Below are 22,896 nucleotides of genomic sequence, written 5' to 3'. Positions count from 1 at the left end.
ACCGAGGCGGCTGTGCGGTGGGCCGGGAGCCCACCGCACAGCCGCCTCGACGTCGCTCGCCCCGGACGTCACCCGCCGACGAGGCCGGTCAGCAGTTCGGCGAGGATGCGCACGCCGTCCCGGGTGAGGACCGACTCGGCGTGGAACTGCATGGACGCGAAGTGCGGTCCGCGCAGGGCGTGCACCTCGCCGGTGTCCCGGTCCCTGCTCAGCTCCACCAAGCCCACGCCCTCGCATTCGACCTTGTCCTCGGACGACCGCGCGGCGAACGTGTTGTAGAAGCCGACCTTCTCGCGTGCCCCGAAGAAGTCGATCTCCCGCTGTGTCCCCTGGTTGGGCTCGTCCCGGCGCGCCAGCTCGAACCCCAGCCGGGTGCAGAGCACCTGATGGCTGAGGCACACGGCGAGGAAGGGCCGGCACTCGGCCAGCAGCGTGTCGACGACCGCCCGCAGCCGCGCGATCTTCGGGTGCCCGGCGGCCCGGGGGTCCCCGGGTCCGGGACCGAGCACCACGAGGTCGTGGTCGCGCGGCGCGTAGTCCTCGTCGAACCGGCGCACCGTCACCGAAAGCCCCAGCGCCCGCAGCTGGTGGTCGAGCATCGCGGTGAAGGTGTCCTCGGCGTCGATGACGAGCACCCTGGTCCCGGTCAGCGCCGGCACCACAGGGGAGGGCGCGTCCCGCCCGCCGAGCCAGAAGTCGGCGACGGAGGAGTTGCGTTCGGCCAGCGCGGCGCGCACGTGCGGGTGGTCGGCGAAGCGGGCCGTTCGCGTTCCTTCCAGGGCCGCGAGCAGCCCGGCCGCCTTCGCCCTCGTCTCCGCGGCCTCGGACACCGGGTCGGAGTGGCGCACGAGGGTGGCACCGACCCCGATCTCGACGCGCCCGGCGCCGTCGATCTCCGCCGTGCGGATGAGGATGCAGGAGTCCAGTGTGCGGGCCCCCCGCTCGTCCCTGCCGATCAGGGCGGCGACGCCGCTGTAGTAGCCGCGGCCCTCCGGCTCGTACCGCGCGATCACCCGGCAGGCGCTCTCCAGCGGGCTCCCCGTGACCGTGGGCGCGAGCAGCGTCTCCCGCAGGATCTCCCGCGGATCGCGCGAGCTGCGCCCCTCGATGAGGTACTCGGTGTGCGCGAGCTTGGCCATCTCCTTGAGGTACGGCCCGGCCACCCGGCCTCCGGCGTCGCAGATGCGGGCCATCATCTTCAGCTCCTCGTCGAGGACCATGTACAGCTCGTCGGTCTCCTTGGGGTCGGCGAGGAATCCCAGCACCTGGGACAGTTCGGGTCCGGAGGCCGGGTAGCGGTAGGTGCCGCTGATCGGATTCATCACCGCCGTGCCTCCGGACAGGCTCACGTGCCGCTCCGGCGAGGCGCCGACGAAGGTACGGCCGCCGGTGTGCACCACATGTGTCCAGTGGGCGCCGGACTCGGTCTCCAGCAGATTGCGGAAGAAGGACAGCGCGCTGCCCAGGGTGTAGTCGCCGATCCGCGCCCGGTACGAGCGCTTGATGACGAAGTTCGCGCCCTCCCCCATGCCGATCTCGTTCCCGATCACCTTGCGCACCGTGGCGGCGTACGTGTCGTCGTCGGGTGTGAAGTGCCCGTCCACCAGCCGGGTCGGCGTACGGACGAGCCGTGGCAGAGCCTCGGCCAGTGGCACCGTCTCGTGGGCGGTCACGTGCAGGGCCAGCAGGGGCGCGCCGTCGTCGACGCCGGCGTAGCCGCGCTCGCCGATCTGCCGGTACGGCACCAGGGCCAGGACGTCGTGGTGGGCCCTGCCGTCGGCGGACGGCGACTCCGGCAGCGGAATCGATGCGAGCGTGGGCCAGCCGCGAACCTCGCCGACGAGCACCTCCAGCTGCCCACCACCGGCAGCCGTGGGCCGGTGCAGCAGTGCGAAGGGCGGCGGGTGCGGTGCCAGCACCCTGCCGAGCAGATCGAATGTCACGCGACGACCTCCTTGGCCGTGAAGACGACGGCGCAGCGGCGTGCCGCGTAGTCGAGCGCCAGCCGGTGGTCGGCGGCGGAGAAATCGGCGACCGCGTCGGCCACCAGGAACGTCTCGATATCGTGGGTGAACGCGTCGACCGCGGTCATCAGCACGCCCACGTGCGCGTACACCCCGCAGATGATCAGCTGGTCGCGGCCCTGCGCACGCATCCGCTCGAGCAGGCCGGAGCGGAAGAAGGCGCTGTAACGCCATTTGGTGAGCAGCCAGTCGTCGCGCCCCGGCGCCAGTTCCGCCGGGATCTCGCGGTCGGCGGGGGCGCGCCGCATACCCGGTCCCCAGAAGTCCTTCAGCAGACCGCGCTCCGCGTCGTCCATGGCGCCGGGCTGCGCCGTGTACGCGACGGGGATGCCGAGTTCGGCGCAGCGTGTGCGCAGCTGCGTGGCGTTCGACAGCAGCTGGTCCAACAGGGGCTTCGGCAGCGCCCGCAGGAAGTAGCGCTGCATGTCGTGCACCAGTAGCACCGCGCGTCGAGGGTCGACCGTCCACGACGGGACGGGGGCGGGCAGCTCGCCCGCACGGGGCAGTTCGTAGGGTTCGATGGGAGGTATCCCGCTCATGTCTTGACTCCGCCTCGTCCGGTCCCGCCGTGCCTACATTCCGAGGGTGGCGCCGCCGTCCACCGTGAGGCTGTGCAACGTGATGTGTCCTGCCTGGTCGGACAGGAGGAAGGCCACGGCGTCGGCCACGTCCGACGGCACGGCCAGCTTGCCGAGCGGGATACCGACGCGGTACTCGTCGGGCCGGCCCGCGATCGTGGTCCGGCGGCCGCTCGCGTCGTCCCACATGGAGCTGAGCATCGGGGTGTCGGTGGAGCCGGGAGCCACCACATTGCACCGGATGCCGTGCCGGGCCACTTCCAGGCCCAGGCACTTGGTGAACGTGGAGGCGGCGGCCTTCGAGGCGGCGTACGCGGCCATCCGGGTGCGTGCCGTGCCGGCCGCGTTCGAGGCCACGGTGACGATGGCGCCGCGCCCGCGCGGCACCATCCGGTTGACGACCGCGCGCGACATCGCGAACACCCCCGTGGCGTTCACCGCCAGGGTGGCGTCCCAGTCCTGGTCGGTCATGTGCCGCGCCTCGGCCACGTGCAGCACCCCTGCCGCGTTGACCAGGAAGTCCACCGGCCCCAGCCGCTGTTCGACCGAGTCGACCAGGTTGCCGACCTCGGCACGGTCGGTGATGTCGGCCGGGAACCCCTCGGCGCCCAAGCCGTCGGCGGTCAGCTTCTGAACGGTGCGCAGGAGCCCGTTCGCGTCGTGGTCCACGGCGGCCACCCTGGCCCCGTGCCCCCCGAGCGCGCGGGCCACCGCGGCGCCGATCCCTCCAGCTGCCCCCGTGATCAGGGCGACCTTGCCCTCCATGTACGGTCCTCCTTGCTACGAGTTCGGAACGGACGTTCCTGCTAGGCCCCCCAGGCCGCGACCACGGACACGGCTTGGTCCGGGCGGAGCCGGGGGTCGCAGAGGCTGGTGTAGTGGTCGCCGACGCGCTCGGTGGCGGAGGGGCTCGGAGCGCACTCGGTCACGTCGTCCGGGGTGGTCTCCAGATGCAGTCCGCCGGCGGTCCCGCGGGCCGACAGCACCGCGGCCCTGAAGGCCCGTACCTCCCGCACGATCCAGTCGAGGTAGCGGGTCTTACGGCCGCCCGGTGTGGTGACCGTGTTGGCGTGCATCGGATCGCAGAGCCAGATCACCGGGTGCCCCGCCTCCCGCACCGCCGTCACGAGTGGCGGCAGCCGGTGGGCGACGAGTTGCGCCCCCATGCGGGCGATCAGTGTGAGCCGGCCCGGTTCGCGCGCCGGGTCGAGGCGTTCGCACAAGGTGAGCAGCTCTTGCGCGGTCATGCCGGGACCCACCTTGCAGGCGACCGGATTGGCCACCGCGGAGAGCAGCGCGACATGAGCACCGTCCAGCCGACGGGTGCGATCGCCGATCCACGGCCAGTGCGTGCTGGTGAGGACGGGCGCACCGGTTACGTCCTCGCGCACCAGCGGGACCTCGTAGTCGAGGACGAGGGCCTCGTGACTGGTCCACACCCGTGGATCGTTGTCCGGTTCCCCCGGCCCGCGTCGCCAGCCCAGATGGCGCATCACCGTATCGGCGGCGCGGTAGCAGGTCAGCATGCGCTGGGGATCCGGCCGCCTGCCGACGGGATCGGGCTCGTGGCTGTTGACCATGTGGCCGCGGTAGACGGGGAGTTCGAGTTCGCCGACCCACTCCGTCGGCTTCGAACGCGGCTTGCCGAACTGGCCCGCCATCCTCCCCACGCGGACCACCGGACGGTGAGTGATGCGCTCCAGTCGGCTCGCGAGCACGTCCAAGAGGTCGGCCTTGCGGGCGACATGGGACGCGGAGCACTGCGCGGGGTCCTCCGCGCAGTCGCCCGCCTGCACGACATGGGCCCCTCCGGCGGCGACGACGGCCAGCGCGGAGCGCAACCCGCGCACGTCTCTGGCGTCGACGAGCCCAGGGGAGGCCAGGAGCTGCCGCCGCACGCGCCGGACACGCTCCGCGTCGCCCCACCCCGGCTGCTGCAGGGCCGGTTTCGATCCGATGTCGAGCACAGGGTTGTCCACTGAAGTCTCTCCCCTCGCGGATGGATCGGTCCGCGGGTAGGTCCCACGGTTGCCGTGCGGCACGGATGGCGCGGGCTGCCGTGCGCGCCTGTGCGGTAGCTGCCGGGCGGTCTGTCCGGGAGCCGGACACCCACTCCGCCGACGGGTCGGCGAACACGCCGCTCTCGGGCGGTCAGCAGACAGACCGATCCTGTAGGGGGAGGCGGACCGCAACAACACGCCGCGGTTCACTTCGTCAGGTGCCGGTGACTTCGTCAGGTGCCGGGCTTCGCTCTGCCCGTCCGCCCGTTCCACACCTGGCCCGGGCAGGTCAGCGCGGCGATTGCGTGGGCGGCCGAGGCCAGGGTCATGTGGCGGTGCCATCCATCGAACGAACGGCCCACGTAGTCCTCGATGCCCACGTTCTTGGCGACCTTGTCGTAGTCGCCTCGCATCCCCTCCAGGAGCGTGAACAGCGGGAGCAGCGACGCCGGATGACGGGACGTCAGGTCGGTGAGCCACAACTGCGGGGTGTTCTGCTGTCTGTTTTCGGTCAGTCCGACCAGGGTCAGACGCCGGCCGCCCCGGGCCCGCAGCCGTCCCGTCCTCCCCAGGGGAAGGCGGACGGTCACACTGGCGATCAGGCCCGACCGCACCCCACCGCCCCTGCCGAACTCGCGCCACTGGGCCGGCTGTCTGGTGCCGCTGGCCGCGCGCATGACATCACCGGCCAGCATGCTCGCCGAGCCCCGGTGGCCGGTCAGCGCCGGGTCCGAGACGAGCAGGGGAACCGACTGGTCGACCCGTGCCAACAGGGGGATGCCCTTGCGGCCCAGACGTTCGAAGAGCATGGCGAGGTTCAGGGAAGTGGCGTCCAGCACCACCGGCCGCACCGGCATCCCCCATTCCGACACCATGCTCACGCAGAGCCTGACGGCCTGGTCGGAGAGGGTCTCCGCCTCGACGCTGTGCGGGATCGTCGCCTGGCTGCCCGGCGACCGCTCACCGATCCACGTCGGGGAAAGATGGAGCCCCCAGTCGACAGGGCTGCTCCGGCAGCCGGAAGCCGCCCAGACCCCGACCGTCTGCTGCGCGTTCAGCACCCGTCCCTCGGCCGGGACGAACCTGCGGTCCACGCCGACCGAGTGCTGCCCCGCCTTACGGATCACCGTGTCCTGCACCACCCAGGCCTCGACCGGCAGGCGGGGCACCAGATAGCGGGCCAGAGCCTGGCGCACCGGCGCCCAGTCCCATGTCGACTCGCTGATGAAGTGGTGCAGGCTCTGGTCGGTCGCCCGGCCGCCGATCAGACTTGCGATATTCCTGATCGACTTCCGCCCGGGAACCTCCAGAAGGCCCCTGACGTACTCGACGCCCTTCTTGCGCTGATCAGCACGCGGCAACGAAGCGAAGAGCGACGTCGATATCTCTCGCAGTAAATCATCCGGCGGAACATTCTCACCGAATAATCGATCCGCGTTCTCTTTACATTTGCCATTCTTAGCCAGCGGAAACCCGGCTGCACTCAAGAGTGACCCCCGAATAGCTGTACCGCCGGGCTGGAACGCATGCCCGCGGACGTTGGAGAACGCCGAACACCCCGCGACTTACACGTGCACAGGGCAAGCGCTCCGGACCAAACGGGAAAACACTCTACGGATACGTCGATCTTCGCACCACCCCACAGGACTCGAATCTGTCACCTACCCCCCTGATGAGCGACAACACACCGGCAACACACCGAGCGAACCTCGCATGAAACTCCGTCAATCAGCCCGGAAAAGAAAGAAAAGTACACAAAGCGCTAAAGGGGAACTTTCCCTTGTCTTTACCCGGCCTTTTGAGACGGACGATGAATTGGCCGAACTTCTCAGCAGTGCACGGTGGCGACATGGACGGTCTCGCCCACGTGGTCGCGGTGCGTGACCTCGTGGACGAGGGCGTGGGCAAGATCGACCCGAGAGGTGAGCGTGCGCGGCGCCGGGTCCGCGGTGATCCGGTAGTCCGTCACATCGCTCCGGGTGACGAGGCGCCCCGTCCGGAAAAGGGTCCAGTCGAGCCCGGTCTCACGGACGATGTCCTCCATGCGCCGTACGTCCTGCTGGACGGCGCGGCCGCACGCGAGGACCACCGGGCGGAACGCCCGCTGACACAGGAGGCCGCCCCGGGACAGGTCGGCGGCGTCGAGGCCGGCGGAACCGACGCAGAGCAGGCGCCGCACACCGTGGTTCATCATCGCCTTGACGACGTTGAAGGCGGCCTGGGAGCAGACGGTGACGGGCTTCGGGGAGAGCGGCGCGCCGATCACCGAGAGGACCGCGTCGTGGTCGCGCACGACCCAGTCCACCGCGTCGGCGTCCATCACGTCCGCGTCGGCGACCTGCACCCGGTGGTCACTGAAGGGGAAGTCGGCGGGCCGCCGGGTGATCGCGGTGACCGTGTGCCCCGCGGCCATGGCCATGGCCGTGACCAGACGACCGGTCGGGCTGTTGGCGCCGAGCACGATCAGCCTCATGCGATCCTCCCTGGCAGATGACCTGGACGGCCGGGCCTGCGCGCGGTGGGGGACGCGCGAGTCGAACAATGGTCGGGCACTCGTACATTGATCGAGCACGCCGATCAATGTACTACGCTGGTCTTCCCCGCATACGATGAGCGGGAAAGGTTGGTGGGTGTCAGCGTGAGCAAGTCACGGGGGGCCGGTCGTACGGGCTCGGATTCCGGGCAGAGCGTCTGGCTGCGCCGGCCGCCTGCGCCGCGCCACGAGCCGCCGCTGTCCAGGGAGCGCATCACCGAGGCGGCCATCGCCCTGCTCGACGAGGAGGGCATGGAGCGGCTGACCATGCGCCATCTGGCGGAGCGTCTGGGCGTCGGGGCCACGACTCTGTACTGGCACATCGACACCAAGGACGACGTGGTGGACTTGGCCACCGACGCCATCTTCGCCGAGGCCCCGCTCCCCGACGGGCAGGACGGAAGCTGGCAGGAGAACGTCGTGGCCCTCCTCTCCGGATGTCGGGCCATGCTCCTGCGGCACCCATGGTCCGCGGCGCTGCCGCTGCGTCAGCGGCCGTCGATCGGGCCGAACTTCCTGGCGTGGCTGGAATTCCTCCAGGCGACGCTCTCGCGCGCCGGATTCAGGGCACAGCAAACACAGGCCGTCTGCTGGCTACTGTACAACCACGTCCTGGGCTCCGCCGCGAGCCAGTCCAACCTCCAGTGGTCGAAGGCCGAACGCCTGGCGGCCCAGGAGCAGTTGAGCCAGCAGCAGGACCAGTTCCCGACGCTCGTGGCGTACGAGTACATGCTCGACGAGGACTGGGAGGAGAACTTCCACCTGGGCGTGAAGTTCGTCCTCGACGGCCTTCACTCCCAACTCTCCGTCGGCGACTGAACCGTTGCTCCCGGCCCGGCACCCGACGGGTGGCCGGAGTCGATCGATCGGCCGCGGCTCATCTGACAGATCCGCACGGGCCTGCTGGACCAGGGATCGAAAGCCGACTGTCCTGATCCCCATACGGATCCGCCGTACCCGGCACGCCGGCCCTCGCGCAGCGCCAGAGCCGCAGTCGGCCGAGCCGCGGGTAAGGCGGCGACACGGCACACGGACGGCGGGGTCTTGGGCTCCGTGCTCGTCGCGTCGACGCGGGCGTGTGGCCGGTACCAGTCAGGACGACATTGGGAGCAGATCATGATCACATGCGGTGCCGCCCAGGACGCACGGGGCGTGCTCGGAACGGGGTCCTACGTACCCAGTCGCGTGATGAGCAACAAGGACATGAGTGCCCTGGCCGGCGTTTCCGAAGTGGCCATCCTGCGCAAGACCGCGATCCGCGAGCGGCGCTGGGCGAAACCGGAGGAGGCGACCTCGGACCTCGCCGTCGGCGCCGCCCGGGCGGCCCTGGAGCAGGCCGGGATCAGCGCCGCCGAGCTCGGTCTCATCATCGTGGCGACCTCCACTCCGGACTCCCCGCAGCCGGCGACGGCCTGTGTCGTCGCCGACGAGCTGGGCGCCGGGCAGGGCACCGCCGCCTTCGACGTCAACTCGGTGTGCAGCGGCTTCACGTTCGCCCTGTCGATCGCCGAGCGTATGCTCGCCGACGCGTCGGCCGAGTACGCGCTGGTCATCGGCGCTGACGTGTACTCACGGATCCTCTCGCCCGAGGATCGCCGCACGATCGTGCTGTTCGGGGACGGTGCCGGTGCCATCGTGCTGGGCCCGAACGGCCGCCAGCGGCTGATCTCCACCAGGCTGGCCAGCTTCGCCTCCGCGCGTGAGCTGATCGGGGTACCCGGCGGCGGCAGCCGTCTACCGATGACGGAGGAGACGCTCCGCGACGGGATGCAGTACTTCTCGATGAACGGCAGGGGCGTCACCGAGTTCGTCGAGGCCCAGGTGGTCCCCGGCATCCAGGAGTTCCTCAAGGACAACAGGGTGAGCCAGGACGACATCGCGCACTTCGTGCCGCACCAGGCCAACGGTCGGCTCCTTGAAAGCATGTCCGAACGGCTGGGCATCCCCTCCGACCGGATGGCCACCACGGTGACGCGGTACGGCAACACCGGTGCGGCCTCGGTGCCCATAACCCTCGACCACCTGGCCCGTTCGGGCGCCGTGGCCCCCGGTGACCTGACCCTGCTGGCGGCGTTCGGCGGCGGCATGTCCATGGGGCTGACGCTGATGCGCGCCGCCTGATCCCTCGGTACATACAGGCGCTCGGCTGGGGTTTCTCCCAGCCGAGCGTTTCGCCTGAGCGGCGCAACCGGGGCGCGGCTCACTTCTTGCCGATGTGCAGCGCCTCCTTCTTGAAGACCTCGAAGTAGCTGGGAACGCCCTGGGTGGTGATGACCTCGACGCGGGCGCCGACGTTGCGGTTGTCGACCGCCTCACGCACCAGCACGTCCGCGAGGTCCCGTCGCGAGGTGAACCAGCCGGGGTGGCGGGACAGGCTGACGATGTAGTCGGTGGTGGTCGTGGCGTCGAAGAGGCCGGAGGGGCGGACGACCGTCCAGTCCAGGCCGCTGGCGCTCACGATGTCCTCCATACGGCTCGTGTCCTCGTAGAGGGGGCGGCCCATCTTGAGCAGGATCGGCACGATCACCTTGCGGAATATGAACTTCTCGCCGGGCGCGTCCTCGTAGTTGGCCCCGATCGAGCTGACGCAGACCAGGCGCCGGATGCCGTGGGCGCGCATGGCCTTGATGACGTTCTCGGTGCCCTCCGAATAGACGGTCACCGGCTCCTTGGTGTACGGGATGCCGACGGTCGAGATGACCGCGTCATGGCCGGCCACCACGCGGTGCACCTCCTCGGCGTTGAGGATGTCCGCCCCGACCACGCTTAACCCTGCGCCGCTCAGCGGGAATGCGTCGGGCCTACGGGTGACGGCGGTGACCTCGTGGCCTTCGGCGAGTGCCTGTTCTGTGGCCAGCCGGCCCGTCGGACCGTTTGCGCCGAAGATGACCAGTTTCACGTGTTCCTCCTGTGCGGGACGACATGGTGCGGCTGCAGCGCGTCGGACATCGATCGAGTACTCGAACACTGATCTAGAGCCAGATCAAGGTACCACGGGCGGAAAATGGAGCCACGGGCGGATCGGGTGGCGGGACCTGGCCGCTGACATGCAGCGCACCCGCGGCCCTGAAGGCCGCGGGTGCGCTGCGTTCCTGCCTCGGCGGCTCGCCGTCGGCCCACTCACCGTCAGTCCACGGACAGCCGGGGGAACTTCTTCATGAGGAACTCGAAGTCGAGGAAGTCGATGGCGGACTCCTGCTGCTGGAGCCCGGTCTGATAGGCGGTGGCCACCTCCACCAGCCGCAGGGTCTGGTACTCGATCGCCTTACGGTTGTCCTCGTGCACGTTGTTCGGCGCGTGCCGCGAGATGCTGCACGTGCCGTAGGGCGATCCGTTGTGCTCGGACGCCAGGATCTCGACGCTCGAGCCGTTGGGGACGATGAGGCAGCCCCAGTGGCACAGCACGTTGTGGAGGGCGAGGATCGCCGTCTGCTGGCCGGCGTGCGCGGCGGACCCGGAGGCGAACACGGTCGCGACCTTGTTCGCCAGCTTCCCCGGAATGGCGACCGGACCCGAGCGGTCGACGAAGTTCAGGATCTGAGGGGCCGGCATCCCGAAGTGGACAGGCGTGCCGATCATGATCGCGTCCGCCGCCACCAGATCGTCCAGCGTGGCCACCGGGATGTCACGGGTGGCGGTCTCCAGTTCGGCGTAGGCCTCCTTGTCCAGCACCATCGGGTCCGGGAGCTCGGGGACCTTGAACAGCTTCGGCTCGGCACCCGCCTTCTGAGCTGCGGCGGCCGCCGCGGTGGCCAGCTGATGGATGTTGCCGCTCCGGGAATGGAAGACGATGGCTACCTCGACCATGGAAATCTCCTCGGCATTCGTCGCTGCGGGGAATACGGCATCCCCGGCTACGAGGCGTCATCCTCACGGCCCCGCGCACACTCTGCCCAGGAGCGCGCCGGATAGTTCGTCAGGTCCGCGAACAGCTCTTCCCTGCCGGAATTCCGGCAGGGTGCGGACCTGACAGACTGGCCGGTGGCGGGTTGAGTACCCATCGGACGTGCCCTGTTCTGTTTCCATGTCGAATTCCAAAGACGTGAAGATCGCTCTTCCCACCGAACCCGGTCAGCTTTCGGCGGCATTCGAGCAGGCTTTCAACGAGGGCAGTCTCAAGGCGATCCAGCAGCTCTTCGAACCGAACGCCATGCGTGTTCTCGCTCCCGGGGAGTATCTGACGGGTGAGGAGATGTGGAAGTCGGCCGAGCAGTCGCTGCCGGACCGCCTCCCGGTCAAGCTGTCGGTGCGGCACATCTACACGGTCGGCGACACGGCCCTGATGATCTGCGACTACGTGCACGAGGGCACCGGGCCGGACGGTACGCACCAGCGCGTCGAGGGCACGGCCGCCGACATCCTCCGCCGCGGCGCCGACGGCGTCTGGAGGTGCCTGATCAGCAACCCGCCCGGCACCACCCGGGCCTGACCGGCATCCCGACCCGACCCCCACCCGAGGACGATCGATGCCGGACAGCAAGCAGACGCCCGCAAGAAGGCCGTGGTCGCGGGCCATCGACGTGCATCACCACATCCTGCCGGACTTCTACCTCGACGAGCTGGCGCGGATGAGCGTCGCGACCATTCTTCCCGGAGTGGACAGGCCGACCTGGAGCGCGCACGGCAGCCTCGCCATGATGGACCGGCACGGCATCCGTGCGGCCGTGGTGAGCGTCTGGCCGGGGGTGCCGACGGCCCTGGAACCGAAGCCGGCCGCACGGTTCGCCCGCCGGGTGAACGAGTACCTCGCCGAGCTGGTAGCCGCGCACCCCGACCGGTTCGGCGCGTTCGCCACGCTTCCCTTCCCGCACATGGACCTCGTGCTGGAGGAGTTCGAGTACGCCGCCGGCACGCTCGGGCTGGACGGCGTGGGACTCGTCAGCAACTACGGCGGCCTGTACACGGGCGACCGCTCGATGGACCCGTTGTTCGCGGCGGCGGCCCGTCGGCGCAGTCCGCTGTTCGTGCACCCGACGGTTCCCCCGTCGACCGGCCAGCCGGACTTCGGCCTGCCGGCCTCGCTGTACGAGTTCCCCTTCGACTCGGTGCGCGTGGCCGCCCAACTCCTCTACAACCAGACCCTGGACAGGTTCCCCGACCTGCCGGTGATCCTGCCGCACGGCGGTGGCGGAGTCCCCTTCTACGCCGGACGCCTCGCCTGCGGCGGACTCATCAGCCCGCCCCTCGCGAAGCGGCTGCCCGAGGACCCCGTCGGATCACTGCGGCGGCTCTACGTCGACATCGCCATGGCGGGTGACCCGCACGCCCTGGCCGCTGTGCGGTCCTTCGCCCCGGCGGACCGGATTCTGGTCGGCTCGGACTTCCCGCTCATGCCGGAGCACTACACGCTCGACACCGCCCACCGCGTCATTGACCACGGCGGGTTCCGCGCCGAGGAGCTGACCCGGCTGGAACACGCGAACGCCGAGGCCCTCTTCCCGCGATTCAACGGAAAGGACGGATGAGACGCCGTGTTGGACAAGCAGACGGTCTCCGCCTACCTGAACCGCATCTCGGCCGACCGCCCGAGGCGCCTGGACGCCGACGCCCTGCGGCACCTGCACGAGCGGCATGTGCTGTCGGTGCCCTTCGACAACCTCGACTACCACCGCGGCGGCGACATCCAGATGGACGAACGAGCCGTCGACAAGATCGTCCACCAGCGCCGCGGAGGCCTGTGCGGTGAGATCAACACCGCGTTCTACCTTCTGCTCGCGTCCATGGGATTCGACGTGACCCTGCACCAGGGCCGCGTCCACGTCCCGGGAGGCGGAACGACCGCGCCGTACCACCACGTGGTGATGACGGTGGCCGTCAGCGGCACCCGATGGATCGCCGACATAGGATTCGGCAAGAGCAGCCGCCGCCCTCTCCTGCTGGACCGCGACGAGCCCCAGTCGGATCCGCACGGCGAGTTCACCACACGGCGTCTGGACCGGCGGTCCGTCGAGGTGCTCCGCAACGGGACACCGCAGTACATCCTCTACGAGGAGCCGGTGGAACTGGCCGACTTCCACCAGACGATGTGGTGGTACCGGACCAGCCCGGACTCCCCGTTCCTGCAGACCCTCATCTGCTCGCTTCCGCTCGAGAACGGCTGGGTCATCCTGCGGGACGACCTGCTGACGGTCGTCTCCGGCGAACAGAAGCGGACCGAGAAACTCGCCGACGACGCCGCGGTGCTGGACGCGTACGAGAAATGGTTCGGGATGAAACTGGAGAAACGTCCCGTTCCGACCCCGTACACCAACGACTCGCTGCGTTTCTCGTTCGACAGCGACTGACATCCCACACCCACAGGGGAACGGCATGCTGGATGAAGTGACGACGGCCGCCTATCTGAAACGCATCTCGGCGCAGCGACCGGACCGGCCCGACCTTGCCGCGCTGCGCCACCTCCACGAGCGGCATGTGATGACGGTGCCCTTCGAAAGCCTCGACTACCACCTCGGCAAGGAAATCCACTACAAGGACGAACGGATCGTCGAGAAGATCGTGCACGCCCGCCGCGGCGGTGCCTGCGGTGAGCTCAACAGCGCCTTCCTCTTCCTTCTGCGGGCCCTGGGCTTCACCGTGCACCTGCGGCACGGGCGCGTCTGGATCGGCGGCCGGCTGCGGGATCCGTACAACCACATGCTGCTCACGGTGGAGATCGAGGGGCGGCACTGGCTCGTGGACGTCGGCTTCGGCAAGGGCAGCAGGTACCCGATCGCCCTGGACACAGCGGAGGCGCAGGACGATCCGCACGGCGCGTTCTGCGTCCGGATGGTCGACGACCGCGCCACCGACGTCCTGCGGGACGGAAAACCCCAGTACCGCGTCTACGACGATCCGACGTCCCTGTCGGACTTCGACCAGGCGATCTACTGGTACCGGACCAGCCCGGACTCGATGCTCCTGCAGAACATGTTCTGCTCCCTTCCGCTGGACGACGGCCGGGTGATGCTCAAAGACGACGTGCTGACCATCACCCATGGCCAGGAGACAACGACCGAGAAACTCGCCGACGACGCCGCGGTGCTGGACGCGTACGAGAAATGGTTCGGCATCACGCTGGACAAGCGCCCCACGCCCAGCCCGTACCTGAGGTCCTCCGTACGCATGGCTTTCGAGGAGAAGTAGGCGCCTCACCCCGGAACACGACCGATCCGGCACCACAAAGGACTTCGTCATGCCCAAATGGGAACTCGCACCGGTCAGTCCACGCAGCGTCGCGCTGGCGTTACCCGAGAGGGTCGTCACGAACGCGGAGCTGTGCGAAACCCTGGACACCACGCCGGAGTGGATCGAGGAGAAAACCGGAATTCTGGAACGGCGCTTTCTCGCATCGCACGAGACCGTTCTCGATCTCGCGGTCGAGGCGGCCGAGAAGGCCATGGCGACGGCCGACGTCGGGGCCCGCGGCATCGACGTCCTGGTCGTCGCGTGCACGAGCCCGGACTGGATCATGCCGTCCCTGGGAGTGAGCCTCGCCGAGCGCCTCGGCATCGAGACCCCGCGAATACTCGACCTGACGCAACACGCGTGCGCCTCCTCCGTGTACGGGATCCACACGGCCTCCTGTCTTCTGCAGGAACCCGGTCTGGACACCGCGCTGGTCGTCTGCGCAGAGCGGGGCTCCGGCATCACCGATCCGCAGGAGCGCCTCACGCGGATCTTCTTCGGGGACGCCGCGGGGGCCGTGGTGCTGCGCAGGACGGACGGCGCGGACGGCCTGCTCAGTTACGACCTCGGCAACGTCTACTCGGACGGCGTCCGGATGGCGACAGCCTGGCGGGTGGACCAGGAGGTGCCGACATCGACGACGGACACCCCCAGGTCGCCGTACATCTTCATGGACGGCAACGTGGTGCTGCGGGAGGCGATGACCCGGGTGCCGAAGTCCCTGAGCGAGGCACTCTCGCTGGCCGGCGTCACGGCGGACGAGGTGAGCGGCTTCGCGGTCCACCAGGCGAACGCCAAGCTGGTGCGGCGCATCGGAAGCATGGTCGGCGCCGCACCCGAACAGGTCCCCGTCACCGCCGACACCCTCGGCAACACCGCCGCGGCCTCACCCCTGACGGCACTGTGGCGGCTGGCGAGCGAGGGCCGGGCCCGGCGCGGTGACGTCGTCGTGCTCGGCGCTATCGGGGCGGGCTTCCTCTTCGGCTCACTCGTCTTCCGGCTCCCGGAGGACCTCGTCGCGGCGGCGGTCCCCGCAATGAGCCGCCCCAGGGCGAGCTGACGTCCCCGACGCGGTGCGACCGCAGGGCCTGTCGGCCGGCGCGGGTGCCCTGTCCGGATCGGCTCGCCCGCCACGGCCCGCCCCATACTCTGGCGCCGAAAGCACCAGAGCGCGGAAGGGACCATCGTGCAGACACCTCTCTCCTGGCTGGCGAGCCGGTACTCACTGGGGCCGCGCAGCGTCCGGCAGGCCGCGGTGGCGTCGGTCGTGGCGAGCGTCGCCATCATCGTCACCGGCGGCATCGTCCGCGTGACAGGCTCCGGCCTCGGCTGCCCGGAGTGGCCGACGTGCACGGACAGCACGCTGGCTCCCACGGCGGAGATGGGGCTGCACGGTGCCATCGAGTTCGGCAACCGGCTGCTCACCGGCGTCCTGTGCGCCGTTGTGGGCTGGGTCATCATCACGGCCCGGCTCCAGCGCACGCCCATGCCGGCGGTCCTGCGCGGCGCCTGGGCGCAGTTCTGGGTGGTCGTACTGAACGCGGTGGTCGGAGGCGTCACCGTCTGGATGCGGCTGAGTCCGTACATCGTCGCCGCGCACTTCCTCGCGGCGATGCTGTTGCTCACGGCCGCGGTGATCACCTGGCACCAGGCCCGGCGGCACGGGGAGACCGAGGAATCGCCGGTCGTGCCGCCGCCGTCCTGCCGTACCGCTTCGGTCGTACTGCTCGTCGTGAACGCCCTGCTGGTGGTGGTGGGCACCCTCGCCACCGGGTCCGGCCCGCACGCGGGCGACTCCTCCGAGGTGCCCCGCATGCCTTTGGACTGGACGCTGGTGACGACCGTCCACGGGCTGCTGGCCGCGGCGGTCCTGGGTGTCGCGGGCTTCCTGCTGTACGCCCTGCCCAGGGACGGCTTCGCCGGGGCGCGCCGCAGAACGGTGGTCTTCCTGGCCGTCGTGCTGGCGCAGGGAGCCGTCGGGCTGGTGCAGTCACTGACCGGCCTGCCCGCACTGGCCGTCACCCTCCACCTCCTGGGTTCGGCGCTCGTCTGGGCCGGGGCCGTGCAGGTGTACCTCACGGTCACAACGGCGGCTTCGCGCCAACCGGCGCCGGGCGAGGGGACCGAAACCCGGCCTCGGCACCCGAGCACGACGTCCGCTCGCTGACGTCCGGACGATCAGATACGGACATGGCGCGGCGCCGTCCGCGTCCCGCCCCGGGTGGTGATCGCCTCGCAGGAGGCCGATCACCACCCTTCTTTCGTTGACCGAAAGCAACGCATACCACTTTCGGTCGCCCCTCCTTTTAAACCGCCAATTTCCGGCCGAGCCCCGAAAGCCACCTCTCAAAAACAGCGTTGCATGATGCACGGATGCGCAGTTAGGGTTTCTTCGACTCTTCCGAGAAAGGAGCGAAGAAATGACCGAGAACGAGATCACCGAATACGAGGCGCCCGAAATGCTGCCCGTGGGCGAGTTCTCCGAACTCACCATGTGGTACGGCTGGGCCAGCAACGATGGTGAAGGCGGCGCCATCATCTGATAACGGCCCACGTCAATCGACCAGGAAGGGAGAGGCTTTGGGTGCATCATGGTTCGCCGCTTTCCCGGAAAACATCGAAGGCACATTTCCAGGCCTCACCGAAATGGCCGATGACACCGCAGTACTGAGCTATGCGTCAGGCCGGACATGGATCGTCGCCGACGTCTCCCATTCCCGTCTGATCGTTGCGGAAGCCGGTGCCAGACGTCTCGCGCTCTTCGGTGAGACGGACGCCGAAGCGGGGCGTCTGGCACGCCTTCTCGACCGGTACGACGACGCCGACGGCGTCATGGCCGCGGCGCACGACCTCGCGGGCAGCTTCCACATCCTGTACACAGACGGCCGCTCTCTGCACGTACAGGGCACCGCGTCCGGCCTGCGCCAGGTGTTCTACGCCCGGCAGGAGGGCACCCATGCCTACGTGGTGTCCGACTCGGTCGAGTTGCTGGCCCGGCTGGCCGGCAGCACCCCGAGGATCGAGATGGCCGCCTGGGGCCTGGCCCACCCGGGAATCGGTTACGGACTGACCGAGGGCACCTACTGGACCGGCGTGCGCCGGCTCCCCGCCGACCAGCGACTGCGCGTGACCGGCGACCGGATCGAGCGCGCCACCTGGTGGACGCCGCCGCCGTCGGACCTGTCCATCCGCGAAGGCGCTCCGCGCCTGCGGGCTGCGCTGGACGAGGCCGTGGCCGTCCGGATCGCCACGGCCGACGGCCTGTCGGCGGACCTCTCGGGCGGCATGGACTCGACGTCACTCTGCTTCCTGATGGCCGAACAGGGCGCGCCCTTCCAGTCCTTCGTCGAGCAGACCATCGACCCGAACCATGACGACGCCCGCTGGGCGGCCATCGCCGCCAAGGAGATCGGCCGGGACCTGACGGTCCTTCATCCCGAGGACGTCCCCGCCCCGTACGACGGCCTCTGGGACCCCGTCGAGGGGCTGGTCCAGTCGGTGCCCTACGGGCTCGGCGAGCCGTACACGCTGATCCGCAACCGCACGCGGAAGATCGCCATGTCGCGGATCTTCGCGGCCACCGGTGCCACCGTGCACATCGCCGGCTTCGGCGGCGACGAGCTGTTCACGGTGACGCCCTCCTACTTCAGCGACCTGTACGCGACGTCCCCCCTCAAGGCGGTCAGGGGCATCCGCGACCTCGCCCGGCTGCGCCGCTGGCCCCTGCCGTCGGTGCTGCGCGCGCTGGCACGGCAGCAGTCGTACGTGGGCTGGTTCGAGGAGCAGCTGCGCGGTCTGCACCTGCCTCGCCCCGACACCGTCGGCCCGACCGTCAACTGGGGGCCACGGCTGGGGGTCCCTCCCTGGACCACGGCAGCGGGCGTCGAGGCGATCCGCTCGCTGGCACACGCCGGTGACTCCGGCCGCACCCCCCAGGCTCCCACCCGCTCGGTGCACACCTGCATCGCCGGTCAGCGGGCCGGCGGTCAGCGGCTCGGACCGCTGCGCGCGCTCATGCGGCAGCAGGGCGTCCTGCTGTCCCTTCCGTACATGGACGACAAGGTGCTCGAAGCCGCGCTGATGATCTCCCGGGAACAAGCGCAGCCGGGCCGGGGCTTCAAGCCCGCGCTCAAGGCCGCGATGGGAGTGGACGCGTCGAAGACGGCGCTCTCGCGCTCCACCAAGGGCGAGTTCAGCATGTCGGTGCACCGCGGGCTGGCCCGCAACCGCAAGGCCCTCCTCGGCCTCTTCGAGGACTCGCTGCTCGCCGAGCACCGCCTGGTCGACATCGACCGGCTCCGGTCGTCCGTCCGGGACACGATGCGTCCCGAGTACGAGACGAACGCCCTGGAGTTGACCGTCGCCGCGGAGGCCTGGATGCGGGCCGTCGCCGAACGCACGGCGCACCCGCGGTCGACGGCGTCCGGCACGCCGGACGCCCGGCCGGCCGGACCCCTCACGAACGGACGACTGGCTTTCCCATGCTGAGAATCTCTCCCCACACGGTCCTCACGAAGGACGAGGACGCGGCCGTGCTGCTGGACAAGAAGTCCGGTCAGTACTTCCGGCTCAATCCGATGGCCGTCACTGTCTTCGAGATGCTCTCCGCCAGGCAGTCCGCGACGGCCGTGGTGAGCGCGCTCCAGGCCCGGTATCCGGAGGCGGCGGACCGCATCCCGGACGACGTCCAGATGCTGATCACCACCATGCGCCACGCGGGAGTGCTGGTCTGACATGACGCTGCCCATGACGCTGGAGCCGCGGGCACGGCTGCCCCTTCACCGCAGGCCTCTCCCGCTGCTGGCCGTCGCAGCCGGCCGCCTCCTCATCGCCCTCAGCCCGTACACGATGGAGCGGGCGCTGCGGCGGCTGAGCCGCGGCGCCCGGCCCGCCACCCATGCCGAGGCCCTGCGTGCGCGCCACGACGTCGTCTCGGTCAGCCGCCGGGCCGCCGGCCAGTACTGCCTGGAGCGGTCGGTCGCGGCGGCGGTCCTGGCCCGCCTGCGGGGCAGCTGGCCCGACTGGGTGTCCGGCGTCAGCCTCATGCCCTTAGCGGCGCACGCCTGGATCGAGGTCGACGGACGGCCGGTCGGCGAATCGATGAGGCTGGACGCCTTCCAGAAGAACATCGTCATCTCGTGCACCCAGAACCGGCGGAGCCGAACGAACCGTCCCGCCGGAAGGGGAGAGTGACCTTGGACGCCAAGGACATCGCGGCGGAGCTTGCGACCAAGGGATACGCGCTCGTCCCCGACTTCCTGACGGGCGAGGCCCTCACCGAGGCCGTCGCGGCGATCGAGACGTACTTCCCCGACCCCGAGTCCAGCGACCGCACCGTTGAGGACGTGGCCGCCCTCAAGCACGCGGTCCCGTTCCCCTTCACCAGCAACGCCCTGAACCGGCACCCCCTCGACCCCCGGGTGATCGACGTCGTCGAGGACTTGCTCGGCACCACGGACCTCCGCCTGACCAGTGCGTTCATCCAGGCCAAGTACGGGACAGCCTACGGTGGGACCAAGGACCAGAGGCTGCACAACGACGCCTGGGCGGTGAACAGCCTGGTGCACCCTCGCGCCGACGGTATCTACCTGCGTGTGTACGGCATCCTCTACCTGACCGATGTGACACGGGACACCGCTCCGACCTACGTCGTCGACCGCGCCGCGCACCTCGGCGTTCCACTCCTGACCGCGGAGGGGACGGGAGCCTACGACAAGGAGTCGTACCCCGAGCTCTATGAGCGGGAGCGTCCCATCGTGGCCGACAAGGGCTCCCTGCTGCTGTTCGTGGGAGACACCGTTCACCGGGGCTCCGCCTACCACGAACGCCTCGGCCGCCGCCTCGCCCTGTTCTTCAACATTCACGGCGCGCAGGCCCGTTGGACGGACAAGCACCTGTGGTCACTGCGGCCTGCGCACCCCGACTGGGGCACCTTCCGCGACCTGATGACCGAGCTGGAGCCGCGCCAACGCCATCTGCTGGGTTTTCCGCCCCCCGGCGACGACTACTGGACCGAGGAGACCGTCAAGCACCTGTCGCAGCTGTATCCGGGGATCCACGCCGAGGCCTACGTGTCGGCGGAGGTGACCTCATGACCCCGGCTGCCGAGGTCCTGCCCGGCTACGCCGAACAGGCTGTCGGCGGCCTGAGGCACCTCGGCCACGTCCTCGGGCTGGGCCCCGCCTTCGACGCGTCGGCCGAGGAGACCGTGTCGGTGCTCTTCGGCGGCTGGGGTCACCGCTCAACGCGCGGCCCCGCCGAGCCCGGGCAGCCCGACGCGCCCGCCCCGTTCGAGTACTCGCTGGTGCTGAGCGGCGACCGCGTCGACGTCCGGCTCTTCTACCGGCCGCTGGCCGCGGCGGGCCCCACGACCGCGCAGGTGAGCTGGGACGCGGCCCGGCGGACCCTGGTGGAACTCGAACGGCGGGGCGTCGCCCACCTCCACTGCGCCAAGGATCTCGGTGACCTCTTCCGGCCCCGAAACCCGCAGGCGACGTTCGGCACGTGTCTGGCGGCCTCCGCCGGAGAGCGGGGGATCTCCCGCGTCAAGGTCTATTACGACACCTTCGCGGCCGGCACCGGGCAGCACCAGGAACTGATCGGGCAAGCCCTGAACCGGCTCGGCCACGGCCCAGCGTGGACCTGGGTGCGGCGCCACGACCCGGCGGGTGTCGCCGCCCTCATCCCGGCGGTCTTCGCGCTCGACCTTCAGGAGTCCGCCGACGCCCGGGTCAAGTTCTACACCACGGTGCACGAGCGCTCCGCCGCCGAACTCGCCGCACGGGCATCCGCGTTGTCGGACGCCGCGGGCCGTGTCGCGGCGGACTTCGTCGAGCGCATGGCCGTCGAGGGATCGGCTGCGCTCGCCGATGCCGGGCGGCGGCCGACCCTGTGCTGGAGCATGACCTCCCCCCGCCCCGACCGCCCCGCCGACGCCACGCTCTACCTCCCCAGCAACCGGTACGCCCCGAGCCGGAAGGACATCACCGACCGGCTGCGAACCGCCCTCGCCCCGAACCTGTTCCAACGGCTCGAGCGCCTGGTCTCCCAGTGCGCCGAGACAGCGCCCGACGACGGACCGGGCAACCCCTTCCACTGGGTGGGCACCAAGCTCCTGCGCAACGAGTCGCTCACGTTCTACCTGTCGGCAGCAGCCGTGGAGGCCGCCCGTTCGGCCTTCCCAACACAGGCCGCTGTGGGGCCACATGCGACGTCACGCTGAGGTGCTACCTATCGGGACGGTGGTCGACTGCGATCGCTGGTCCGGGTAGCCGATGTCCCCGACGGGCCCCGCACCCGGGCCTCCTGTCACGTCGACGCGCCTGTCCACTCGTGCGTGCGGGTTCGTATGCGGCCGGGTGGTTCCAAGCCCGGCTCGGCAGGGCGGGGGCGCCCGCGAGGCGATGAACGGGCAGGGCACGAGAGAGTGTCGATCACGCGCACGTCATCTTCTGGAGCAGCCTCTGCGACGGCTTCCGGCTCACCGTGGGCGCCACCCCGCAGGCGGGCTCCGATCGCCAGTTCCAAATGAACCCCGCCTTGCCAGTCGAACCGGCTCCACAGCTCGGCGGGCTTCAGTCCCATTCCGGCTCCTCCTCCCCGAGGTGGGGCAGGGGGGTTCCGCCGGCCACGGGCACGAAGCACACCGGACGGGAATGCCAGATGAATCTGTAGCGTCCGGCCGAGAGGGGGAGCGTGAACTCCTCGCCGTTCTTCAGGGCTTCGGCGGGCTCGCGCCATCCGTCGGACAGCCAGTCCCAGACGTAGCCGGCCACCGACGCGTCGATGGCCGAGGCGATGACGCGCATCTGGATGCGAGCCCAGCGGATCGCGCGGTCCGGCGTGGGCATGGCCGCAAACGAGAGCTGCCTGCCGCCCTCCTGGCGCCACTCGCACCAGAACCCCGACTTGGGCACACCACCGGTTCCGGTACGGCGATGGTGCACCACGTGAGTGTGCCGTCCTCGCTGGTCCCCCAGTCCTCGGCGAGGGCTTCGACGATCAGCATGCCGCGACCGCTTTCCTCGTCGGCGGCCGGTCTCTTCACCTGAGGCCGGCCCGGAGTTCCGTCAGCCACCTCGATGCGGACCTCGCCCCGCCAGTACGAGACGCAGAAGCTGACGTCCTCCGTTGCGCCGTACCGGATGGCGTTGGTGACCAGCTCGCTGATCAGCAGGTTGGCTGTGTCGATACAGGAGCCGATCCCCCACAGCCGGAGGTGAGCGGCACTGATCCGGCGCAGCTGCCCCACTCGCTGCGGTGCGCGGGTGCAGGAGACGACGAAGCGAACTGGCTGGTCCATGTCTCTCCCCGGACCGTTTACCTGCGGAACCCTTCCCTGCGACGGAACAGCACTGGCTATGCCGCCGGAAGCGCTCCGTAATCTGCCGCGCGTCGCCTCGGGAGCGGTTGCACTCTGCAAGGCAAGAGCCATCGCTGTCCTCCGCACGTCACGGGCAGGAAGGTTGCTCTCGACGCCGCACCTCAGGCGCGTCCGCCGGCGGGCCTTGTCCCGGAGGGGTGGACACCTGTTCGTGTCGCTATGCGGCGAGTGTCAGGGTAGCTGACTGCTGCTCGTAGGCGATCGGTGCCTGCTG

At 69.6% G+C, this 22,896-nt stretch carries 23 protein-coding genes and 1 pseudogene; 14 read left to right on the top strand and 10 right to left on the bottom strand.

Annotated elements, in window-relative coordinates; genetic code table 11:
* Positions 1-68 precede the first annotated feature (68 nt).
* The 6 genes from ACWD4G_RS34740 to ACWD4G_RS34715 form a co-directional block, all read right to left on the bottom strand.
* A complete protein-coding gene (locus tag ACWD4G_RS34740) occupies positions 69-1,943 on the bottom strand; it encodes an anthranilate synthase family protein (RefSeq protein ID WP_451300659.1) in 1,875 nt (624 codons plus the stop codon).
* The gene (locus tag ACWD4G_RS34735; RefSeq protein WP_451300657.1) at positions 1,940-2,563 is read right to left on the bottom strand and encodes an isochorismatase family protein; all 624 of its coding nucleotides are present in this window, start codon (positions 2,561-2,563) and stop codon (positions 1,940-1,942) included. The genes ACWD4G_RS34740 and ACWD4G_RS34735 overlap by 4 nt, the downstream gene beginning before the upstream one ends.
* Positions 2,564-2,596: 33 nt before the next feature.
* Positions 2,597-3,367, bottom strand: a complete 771-nt coding sequence (locus ACWD4G_RS34730) for a 2,3-dihydro-2,3-dihydroxybenzoate dehydrogenase (RefSeq protein ID WP_451300655.1) — start codon at positions 3,365-3,367, stop codon at positions 2,597-2,599.
* Between the two features lie 41 nt (positions 3,368-3,408).
* A complete protein-coding gene (locus ACWD4G_RS34725; RefSeq protein WP_451300653.1) occupies positions 3,409-4,581 on the bottom strand; it encodes a 3-deoxy-7-phosphoheptulonate synthase in 1,173 nt (390 codons plus the stop codon).
* A gap of 254 nt (positions 4,582-4,835) precedes the next feature.
* On the bottom strand, positions 4,836-6,089 hold the full coding sequence (locus ACWD4G_RS34720; RefSeq protein WP_451300651.1) for an IS701 family transposase: 1,254 nt from the start codon (positions 6,087-6,089) through the stop codon (positions 4,836-4,838).
* Between the two features lie 341 nt (positions 6,090-6,430).
* Positions 6,431-7,075 carry an NAD(P)-dependent oxidoreductase gene (locus ACWD4G_RS34715; protein WP_451300649.1) on the bottom strand — a complete coding sequence of 215 codons (645 nt, stop codon included), beginning with the start codon at positions 7,073-7,075 and terminating at the stop codon, positions 6,431-6,433.
* Positions 7,076-7,240: 165 nt separating this feature from the next.
* Between ACWD4G_RS34715 and ACWD4G_RS34710 the strand changes: the two genes are divergently transcribed.
* Positions 7,241-7,954: a TetR/AcrR family transcriptional regulator C-terminal domain-containing protein gene (locus ACWD4G_RS34710; protein ID WP_451300647.1), complete on the top strand. Its 714-nt coding sequence runs from the start codon at positions 7,241-7,243 to the stop codon at positions 7,952-7,954.
* Between the two features lie 297 nt (positions 7,955-8,251).
* The gene (locus ACWD4G_RS34705) at positions 8,252-9,256 is read left to right on the top strand and encodes a 3-oxoacyl-ACP synthase III family protein (RefSeq protein ID WP_451300645.1); all 1,005 of its coding nucleotides are present in this window, start codon (positions 8,252-8,254) and stop codon (positions 9,254-9,256) included.
* Between the two features lie 79 nt (positions 9,257-9,335).
* On the opposite strand, the gene ACWD4G_RS34700 is transcribed toward ACWD4G_RS34705, so the two are convergent.
* Positions 9,336-10,034: an NAD(P)-dependent oxidoreductase gene (locus tag ACWD4G_RS34700; RefSeq protein WP_451300643.1), complete on the bottom strand. Its 699-nt coding sequence runs from the start codon at positions 10,032-10,034 to the stop codon at positions 9,336-9,338.
* Positions 10,035-10,261: 227 nt separating this feature from the next.
* Complete coding sequence (locus tag ACWD4G_RS34695; protein ID WP_451300641.1) at positions 10,262-10,942, bottom strand: NAD(P)H-dependent oxidoreductase; 681 nt, start codon at positions 10,940-10,942, stop codon at positions 10,262-10,264.
* A 217-nt stretch (positions 10,943-11,159) separates the two neighbouring features.
* Between ACWD4G_RS34695 and ACWD4G_RS34690 the strand changes: the two genes are divergently transcribed.
* The 12 genes from ACWD4G_RS34690 (at position 11,160) to ACWD4G_RS34635 (ending at position 21,521) form a co-directional block, all read left to right on the top strand.
* Positions 11,160-11,564: a YybH family protein gene (locus ACWD4G_RS34690; protein ID WP_451300639.1), complete on the top strand. Its 405-nt coding sequence runs from the start codon at positions 11,160-11,162 to the stop codon at positions 11,562-11,564.
* 37 nt (positions 11,565-11,601) lie between these two features.
* On the top strand, positions 11,602-12,600 hold the full coding sequence (locus ACWD4G_RS34685) for an amidohydrolase family protein (protein ID WP_451300637.1): 999 nt from the start codon (positions 11,602-11,604) through the stop codon (positions 12,598-12,600).
* A gap of 6 nt (positions 12,601-12,606) precedes the next feature.
* On the top strand, positions 12,607-13,419 hold the full coding sequence (locus ACWD4G_RS34680; RefSeq protein ID WP_451300635.1) for an arylamine N-acetyltransferase family protein: 813 nt from the start codon (positions 12,607-12,609) through the stop codon (positions 13,417-13,419).
* A 25-nt stretch (positions 13,420-13,444) separates the two neighbouring features.
* The gene (locus tag ACWD4G_RS34675) at positions 13,445-14,257 is read left to right on the top strand and encodes an arylamine N-acetyltransferase family protein (protein ID WP_451300633.1); all 813 of its coding nucleotides are present in this window, start codon (positions 13,445-13,447) and stop codon (positions 14,255-14,257) included.
* A 49-nt stretch (positions 14,258-14,306) separates the two neighbouring features.
* A complete protein-coding gene (locus tag ACWD4G_RS34670; RefSeq protein WP_451300631.1) occupies positions 14,307-15,359 on the top strand; it encodes a 3-oxoacyl-ACP synthase III family protein in 1,053 nt (350 codons plus the stop codon).
* A 126-nt stretch (positions 15,360-15,485) separates the two neighbouring features.
* A complete protein-coding gene (locus tag ACWD4G_RS34665) occupies positions 15,486-16,466 on the top strand; it encodes a COX15/CtaA family protein (protein WP_451300629.1) in 981 nt (326 codons plus the stop codon).
* A gap of 253 nt (positions 16,467-16,719) precedes the next feature.
* On the top strand, positions 16,720-16,842 hold the full coding sequence (locus ACWD4G_RS34660; RefSeq protein WP_451300627.1) for a lasso RiPP family leader peptide-containing protein: 123 nt from the start codon (positions 16,720-16,722) through the stop codon (positions 16,840-16,842).
* 103 nt (positions 16,843-16,945) lie between these two features.
* Positions 16,946-18,787, top strand: coding sequence for an asparagine synthase-related protein (locus ACWD4G_RS34655; protein ID WP_451300625.1), 1,842 nt, complete (start codon positions 16,946-16,948; stop codon positions 18,785-18,787).
* On the top strand, positions 18,781-19,032 hold the full coding sequence (locus ACWD4G_RS34650; RefSeq protein ID WP_451300624.1) for a PqqD family peptide modification chaperone: 252 nt from the start codon (positions 18,781-18,783) through the stop codon (positions 19,030-19,032). Before ACWD4G_RS34655 ends, ACWD4G_RS34650 begins: the two co-directional genes overlap by 7 nt.
* A 1-nt stretch (position 19,033) precedes the next feature.
* The gene (locus tag ACWD4G_RS34645; protein ID WP_451300622.1) at positions 19,034-19,492 is read left to right on the top strand and encodes a lasso peptide biosynthesis B2 protein; all 459 of its coding nucleotides are present in this window, start codon (positions 19,034-19,036) and stop codon (positions 19,490-19,492) included.
* 2 nt (positions 19,493-19,494) lie between these two features.
* Positions 19,495-20,394, top strand: coding sequence for a phytanoyl-CoA dioxygenase family protein (locus ACWD4G_RS34640; protein WP_451300620.1), 900 nt, complete (start codon positions 19,495-19,497; stop codon positions 20,392-20,394).
* Positions 20,391-21,521: a hypothetical protein gene (locus tag ACWD4G_RS34635; protein ID WP_451300618.1), complete on the top strand. Its 1,131-nt coding sequence runs from the start codon at positions 20,391-20,393 to the stop codon at positions 21,519-21,521. Before ACWD4G_RS34640 ends, ACWD4G_RS34635 begins: the two co-directional genes overlap by 4 nt.
* Before the next feature lie 352 nt (positions 21,522-21,873).
* Here ACWD4G_RS34635 and ACWD4G_RS34630 read toward each other — a convergent pair whose 3' ends face one another.
* Positions 21,874-22,245 (bottom strand): hypothetical protein, encoded by a 372-nt coding sequence (locus ACWD4G_RS34630; protein WP_451300810.1) that lies wholly within the window; start codon positions 22,243-22,245, stop codon positions 21,874-21,876.
* Positions 22,246-22,307: 62 nt separating this feature from the next.
* Positions 22,308-22,601, bottom strand: a pseudogene (locus ACWD4G_RS34625) (ATP-binding protein); the annotation flags it as partial.
* Between the last annotated feature and the right edge of the window lie 295 nt (positions 22,602-22,896).

This window comes from Streptomyces sp. NPDC002643 (genome assembly GCF_053592555.1).
This window is presented reverse-complemented; position numbering and strand designations above follow the sequence as displayed.

What these genes read in the sequence shown, in the direction of transcription:
- ACWD4G_RS34660 (WP_451300627.1), top strand. Translation starts at nt 16,720, where the DNA reads ATGACCGAGAACGAGATCACCGAATACGAGGCGCCCGAAATGCTGCCC.
- ACWD4G_RS34650 (WP_451300624.1), top strand. Translation starts at nt 18,781, where the DNA reads ATGCTGAGAATCTCTCCCCACACGGTCCTCACGAAGGACGAGGACGCG.
- ACWD4G_RS34695 (WP_451300641.1), bottom strand. Translation starts at nt 10,942, where the DNA reads ATGGTCGAGGTAGCCATCGTCTTCCATTCCCGGAGCGGCAACATCCAT.
- ACWD4G_RS34675 (WP_451300633.1), top strand. Translation starts at nt 13,445, where the DNA reads ATGCTGGATGAAGTGACGACGGCCGCCTATCTGAAACGCATCTCGGCG.
- ACWD4G_RS34635 (WP_451300618.1), top strand. Translation starts at nt 20,391, where the DNA reads ATGACCCCGGCTGCCGAGGTCCTGCCCGGCTACGCCGAACAGGCTGTC.
- ACWD4G_RS34715 (WP_451300649.1), bottom strand. Translation starts at nt 7,075, where the DNA reads ATGAGGCTGATCGTGCTCGGCGCCAACAGCCCGACCGGTCGTCTGGTC.
- ACWD4G_RS34645 (WP_451300622.1), top strand. Translation starts at nt 19,034, where the DNA reads ATGACGCTGCCCATGACGCTGGAGCCGCGGGCACGGCTGCCCCTTCAC.
- ACWD4G_RS34670 (WP_451300631.1), top strand. Translation starts at nt 14,307, where the DNA reads ATGCCCAAATGGGAACTCGCACCGGTCAGTCCACGCAGCGTCGCGCTG.
- ACWD4G_RS34685 (WP_451300637.1), top strand. Translation starts at nt 11,602, where the DNA reads ATGCCGGACAGCAAGCAGACGCCCGCAAGAAGGCCGTGGTCGCGGGCC.
- ACWD4G_RS34690 (WP_451300639.1), top strand. Translation starts at nt 11,160, where the DNA reads ATGTCGAATTCCAAAGACGTGAAGATCGCTCTTCCCACCGAACCCGGT.
- ACWD4G_RS34655 (WP_451300625.1), top strand. Translation starts at nt 16,946, where the DNA reads ATGGCCGATGACACCGCAGTACTGAGCTATGCGTCAGGCCGGACATGG.
- ACWD4G_RS34730 (WP_451300655.1), bottom strand. Translation starts at nt 3,367, where the DNA reads ATGGAGGGCAAGGTCGCCCTGATCACGGGGGCAGCTGGAGGGATCGGC.
- ACWD4G_RS34735 (WP_451300657.1), bottom strand. Translation starts at nt 2,563, where the DNA reads ATGAGCGGGATACCTCCCATCGAACCCTACGAACTGCCCCGTGCGGGC.
- ACWD4G_RS34705 (WP_451300645.1), top strand. Translation starts at nt 8,252, where the DNA reads ATGATCACATGCGGTGCCGCCCAGGACGCACGGGGCGTGCTCGGAACG.